3 protein-coding genes are annotated in these 5,027 nt (G+C 50.7%); 1 reads left to right on the forward strand and 2 read right to left on the reverse strand.

Annotation, left to right across the window (positions count from 1 at the left end):
* Positions 1-927 precede the first annotated feature (927 nt).
* A complete protein-coding gene (locus A9165_RS16145) occupies positions 928-2,151 on the forward strand; it encodes an AarF/ABC1/UbiB kinase family protein (RefSeq protein WP_255365751.1) in 1,224 nt (407 codons plus the stop codon).
* A 58-nt stretch (positions 2,152-2,209) separates the two neighbouring features.
* Here A9165_RS16145 and A9165_RS16150 read toward each other — a convergent pair whose 3' ends face one another.
* The gene (locus A9165_RS16150) at positions 2,210-3,583 is read right to left on the reverse strand and encodes a M24 family metallopeptidase (protein WP_008608624.1); all 1,374 of its coding nucleotides are present in this window, start codon (positions 3,581-3,583) and stop codon (positions 2,210-2,212) included.
* Positions 3,584-3,670: 87 nt separating this feature from the next.
* Positions 3,671-5,027 (reverse strand): methyl-accepting chemotaxis protein (locus A9165_RS16155; protein ID WP_065956651.1); only part of this gene is annotated, 1,357 nt, incomplete at its 5' end.

The raw sequence follows: 5,027 nt of genomic DNA on the forward strand, positions 1-5,027 counted from the left end.
CGCCAGGCACCTCATAAAGCCAAAAAGCCCACTCAGTTGAGTGGGCTTTTTGCTTTATCCGCTACGCGGGTGTACTACTCCCGCACGACAGCCACAGCGCTGCGCTGGTGGCATTGCAGTGGGCTATCCCTGCCCACTGCCCTTCGGGCCGTCGCTTCGCAACGTCCAAAACTGCTCCCGGCAGTTTTGTCGCCATGCTTTATCGGGGTATTTTTGAATGGCGATACCATGCGAAGTAGTACAGTGAAGCCGGGAGACGACAAGCCAACAGTTTGGCTTGGCGCCGGCTGAACGCCCCGAGCTCTGAGAGGGGCATGAAGGCACCTCAATACTGCTCCCGGCAGTCCAAAACTACTCCCGGCAGTTTTGTCGCCATGCTTTATCGCACTTCGACTAAACGGCCTCTGTACGAAGCGCCAAACTAGAAGATGACACGATACTCAGACTCCGGTACGCCCGTCGTACCGGAGTCATCCTAAGATGGTAATAGAAGAGATAAAGCGAGAAGACAAAACAGACTTATCACAGCGAGCTATATCCGCGCCATCAATGACATACCGCACTGTGACCAAGCGGCTTCTGAACAAAGCGCCAAACTAAACACTTACACCACACCCAGACTCCGGTACGCCCGCCGTACCGGAGTCATTCTGCGATAGCGATAGAACAGATTAAGCCAAACGCAACCAAAGACTTATCACAGCGAGCCGTAGCAACGACATCAACCGCTGCACTTACGACCAGATAAGTCTAAGCACTGTTCAATAAAATACAGCTTTAAGTGACAACCACTGCTCTTTTTGCACCGTATACCTGAGCTAATGAATCTTAGGAAGTGTTATGACACAAAACAGCTCAAAGGTCCCTGCACACCGACTTTCACGTTTTGGTAGCTTGGCTTCGTTAGCGGGCAGGGTCGCAGGTGGAATGTTAGCCGAAGGTGCGCGCCAGCTTGTCAAAGGCCATCTGCCAGCGAAACAGGATTTGTTGTTAACTCCTGGCAATGTTAAACGTGTCGCCGAGCAACTGGCACATCTGCGTGGTGCCGCGATGAAAGTAGGCCAGCTATTGTCGATGGATGCCGGCGATCTACTACCACCAGCGTTGACCGAGATTCTGGTAAGGCTACGCGCCAGTGCCAACCCAATGCCAGCTAAGCAGTTGGCCCAGGTACTGCAGCAGGAGTGGGGGGATAACTGGCAACGGCATTTTGCTGATTTTACCTTTGTGCCTATGGCTGCCGCTTCAATAGGTCAGGTGCACCAGGCTTATCATGACAACGGCAAACGTTTGGCAGTTAAGATCCAGTACCCTGGCGTCAGGCAAAGTATTGATAGTGATGTTGATAACGTGGCAACGCTACTGCGGTTAAGCGGCTTGTTACCAAAGGGTGTCGACTACCAAAGCTTACTGGAAGAAGCCAAACAGCAGTTAAAGCATGAAGCGGATTATTTATTGGAAGCGCGCTATTTAAGCCGCTACGGTCAACTTCTTGCTACCAGCCCTGATTATCAAGTGCCCATTGTTTTTCCGGAGTTGAGTACAGCCAATATTCTGGTGATGAGTTATGTGGAAGGTGCGCATATTGAAAGCCTGGCGCAGGCAAGTCAAGCTGAACGTGATAGGGTAATGACCTTACTGTTTCAGCTATTATTTCGGGAATTGTTTGAATTCCGCCTGGTGCAGACCGATCCCAATTTTGCCAACTATCTGTACGACGGTCGTCGGCAACAGTTAGTCCTGCTGGATTTTGGCGCTTGTCGCGAATATTCTGCGGATTTTAGTGACGGTTATCGCACCTTGTTTGGCGCAGCGCTTAAAAATGATAAAGCCAACATTGAAACCGCCTTACAACAGATTGGTTTTTTCAGTCAGCATATCGTCGAATCCCAGAAAGTCGCGGTACTAGAGTTAGTTGCTTTGGCCTGTGAGCCGTTAAAACAGCCGCATGCTTTCGATTTCGGAGCCTCTGATTTAGCCAACCGGCTACGCGAGGCCGGTATGGCCCTCAGTATGAAGCAGAACTATTGGCATACGCCGCCAGCAGACGCAATCTTTTTGCACCGAAAAATTGGCGGTCTTTATCTGCTGGCTGCCCGGTTAAAAGCGCGCGTTAATTTGCAGGCTATATTACTTCCTCACCTGGTTTGAGCGCAGCAAAGGGAGATAGTGAGCGCAGGTGTCTAGCCTGCGCTTTTGTTGCCGGGATTTAGCGTACCAAATGCCATTTAGTCTGACGGCCTGCCAGATAAATCACCGTTTTACCGTCAAAGTAGGCGCTTTGCTCCAGCTTGATATGTGCCAATTGGTTTCGCCATTCTGGAATAGCTTGCTTGATGTTACCCTCTATCGCATAGGCAGTATTGGCATAGAGCTTCCAGTCGCCTTGTACTGGCGTTGGCCCCTGATTATCCCACATTCCGATGGTGGGCCCCGGAGCATGGCCGAAAAATCCCAGTGGGTGTGAGTAAGTACTGCTGAGAATGCCGGCTGCCTGAGCTTTTTGCTGGGTGGCTTTTAAAATCTGATTGCCGGTACGCCCCGTTATAAACTCCTTTTTCAGGATATCCTGCCAGCGGTTGCCGGTTGCCAGCGCGGCTTTTAATCCTGCAGGGGCATCCTCCTCATCGGCTTTAAGCACATAGGCCATTTCCTGGGTGTCGCTACAAAGCTTCAGATAACAGATCCCAACGTCAGTATGCAGAATATCACCACGTTGAATAACGCCGGACTCGCCGCAAAATGCCGTATCTTTATCACAAGGTGTGCCAGGGCGCTGTAAGCTGACATAAGGCATAAACCAAATTGGTAATTGCAACTCACTAAAACGCTCACGCAGATACCAGGCGACATCTTCAGTGGTGGTTACACCAGGCGTAATGACCCGGCTACTAAAGCCCTCGGCAATGACGCCACGGGCAATGCCGATAATATGCGGATAGACAGCCAATTCAGTAGCAGTACGTTGTTCTAACCAACGCACCACCAGATTTTCCGCAGGCACCAGGCGACTTTGGTAAGCCTGTGGTAAAACTTCTTTTAAGCGGCTATGCAGGGCCGAGGTTAAACCATCCGCCACCGGCCACTCTTTTGAGACGTTAATACCAATTGTTTTTGGATCTTTGCTGACAATTAAATCAGCCAACGCCTGCCACTGCTCATCGAGGCTGCCGCCTTGCCAGGCCGCAGTGTAGGGCGCGCCCAACGGGTAGCGGTTTACCGTCAGTTTTTCGATAGTACCATCAGCCAAGCGATTAAAAACCAGCATAGTGGTGCGCCTGGCGGCAAAGCTGGGTTGGGGCACCAGCGTAAAATACACCGGATCTTCGGCCTTTTCGCGATTAAGTACCAACCACATATCCAGGTTTTGTTCTGCCATCAGCTGTGGCAAGAGTTGCTCTAACCGCTCTGTAAGCATCGCGTTTTCCGGAGCAATACGCTCCCGCTGCGGTAGCACCGCAAAATCTGCAGCGCTATTAATATAGCGCCCCTGACTAAAGCTTGCTTCGGCGGCGACATGCAAGGGGTGGCAGATAAGTAAAGGCAGGCAGCATTTTAAAATTAAACGAATTTTATGCTTCATATAGTTTATTCTTCGTAGATGTGGTTTTAGTTATTGGGTCTTAGGTTATTCGCGTTGGCTGCAACAAGAGTTGCCGCCGACGGGCGATTAAATACGAAACTTCTGTACCAGTATATGCAGTTGTTCCGCCAGCTTTGCCAGCTCATTGCTCGAGGCACTGGTTTGATTAGCGCCGGATGATGTTTGCAATGAAAGATCTCGGATATTCACCAGGTTCTTGTCAACTTCCCGCGCTACAGTAGCTTGTTGTTCTGCAGCACTGGCGATGGTGAGGTTTTGTTCATTGATCTGCAGTACCGAAGCAGCAATTTGTTCCAGGGCTGCGCCGGCTTCGTGTGCAATTTGCCGGGTGCGATCGGCTTTTTCGGCACTAACGCTGATGGCTTTAACGGTATTACTGGTTTCCGCCTGAATGGCATGCATCATACTTTCAATTTCTTTCGTCGACTCCTGTGTTCGATGCGCCAATGCCCGTACCTCGTCGGCGACAACGGCAAACCCCCGGCCTGAATCACCTGCTCTGGCGGCCTCTATAGCCGCGTTCAAAGCTAATAGGTTAGTTTGTTCTGCGATAGCACGAATGACATCAAGGACTCTGCTGATGCTGGTTACCCGCTCAGCCAGAGTTTGTACACCCTGGTGGGTATTGGTAATTTCATGCTCAAGTTCGGCAACAGTCGCGATGGTATGTTTGACCTTGTCCCGGCCAGATTTCGCCTGTTCCTCAGCAAGCTCTGAGTTCTGTGATGTTGCGGCAGCGTTACGGGCTACTTCTTCAACAGCAGTGGTAAGTTCGGTAACTGCAGTAGCGGCTTGCTCTAGTTCATCACTTTGTTGGTGGAGTACCCGGGTTGATTGCTCAGTAACAACGCTGAGTTCTTCTGCTGTTGTTGATAGCTGATTCGATGAATCATTAATGGCAACAATAGTGTGCTTCAGCTGTTGTTGCATCTGTACTAACGCGCGGATCATCGCCGCCATTTCATCGCGGCTCTGGTCATCAAAGTGTTGTGTCAGATCGCCTTTAGCGATTGTTTCGGTAGCACTCAGAGCCTGATTGATCGGTTGTAATAAACTGCGACTAAACACGAACGCAAAGAGGGCGACTAAACCAACCGCAATAACGATCGCTGTGATCATCATGGTATTGGCCTGGTTGATAATGCTATACACATCCGTGCCAGCAGCCTCCGCCCGTGTTTGTTGATAGCGCCCAAGTTGATTGAGAGCATCCGTGACCTGAAACCCCAGCTCAGTGAAGCCCTCATGCCGAAAACTGTCTGCGCGAGCAAAATCACCAGCGCGGACAAACTCCATCAGCCGCGCGTGCTGTACATCATAATTTCTCTTGCCGGTCATCACGGCCTCGAGCATTTGCCGACCCTCTGCGGACTCGACCAAGCGCCGCATCTTTTCATAACTAAATAACTGTGCCAAATAGTAG

Source organism: Alishewanella sp. HH-ZS (assembly GCF_001704375.1).
In the GTDB taxonomy this organism is placed as follows: Bacteria; Pseudomonadota; Gammaproteobacteria; order Enterobacterales; family Alteromonadaceae; genus Alishewanella; species Alishewanella aestuarii.

Excerpts from the sequence above, each read along its gene's own strand:
- A9165_RS16145 (WP_255365751.1), top strand. The coding sequence starts at position 928 with ATGTTAGCCGAAGGTGCGCGCCAGCTTGTCAAAGGCCATCTGCCAGCG.
- A9165_RS16150 (WP_008608624.1), bottom strand. The coding sequence starts at position 3,583 with ATGAAGCATAAAATTCGTTTAATTTTAAAATGCTGCCTGCCTTTACTT.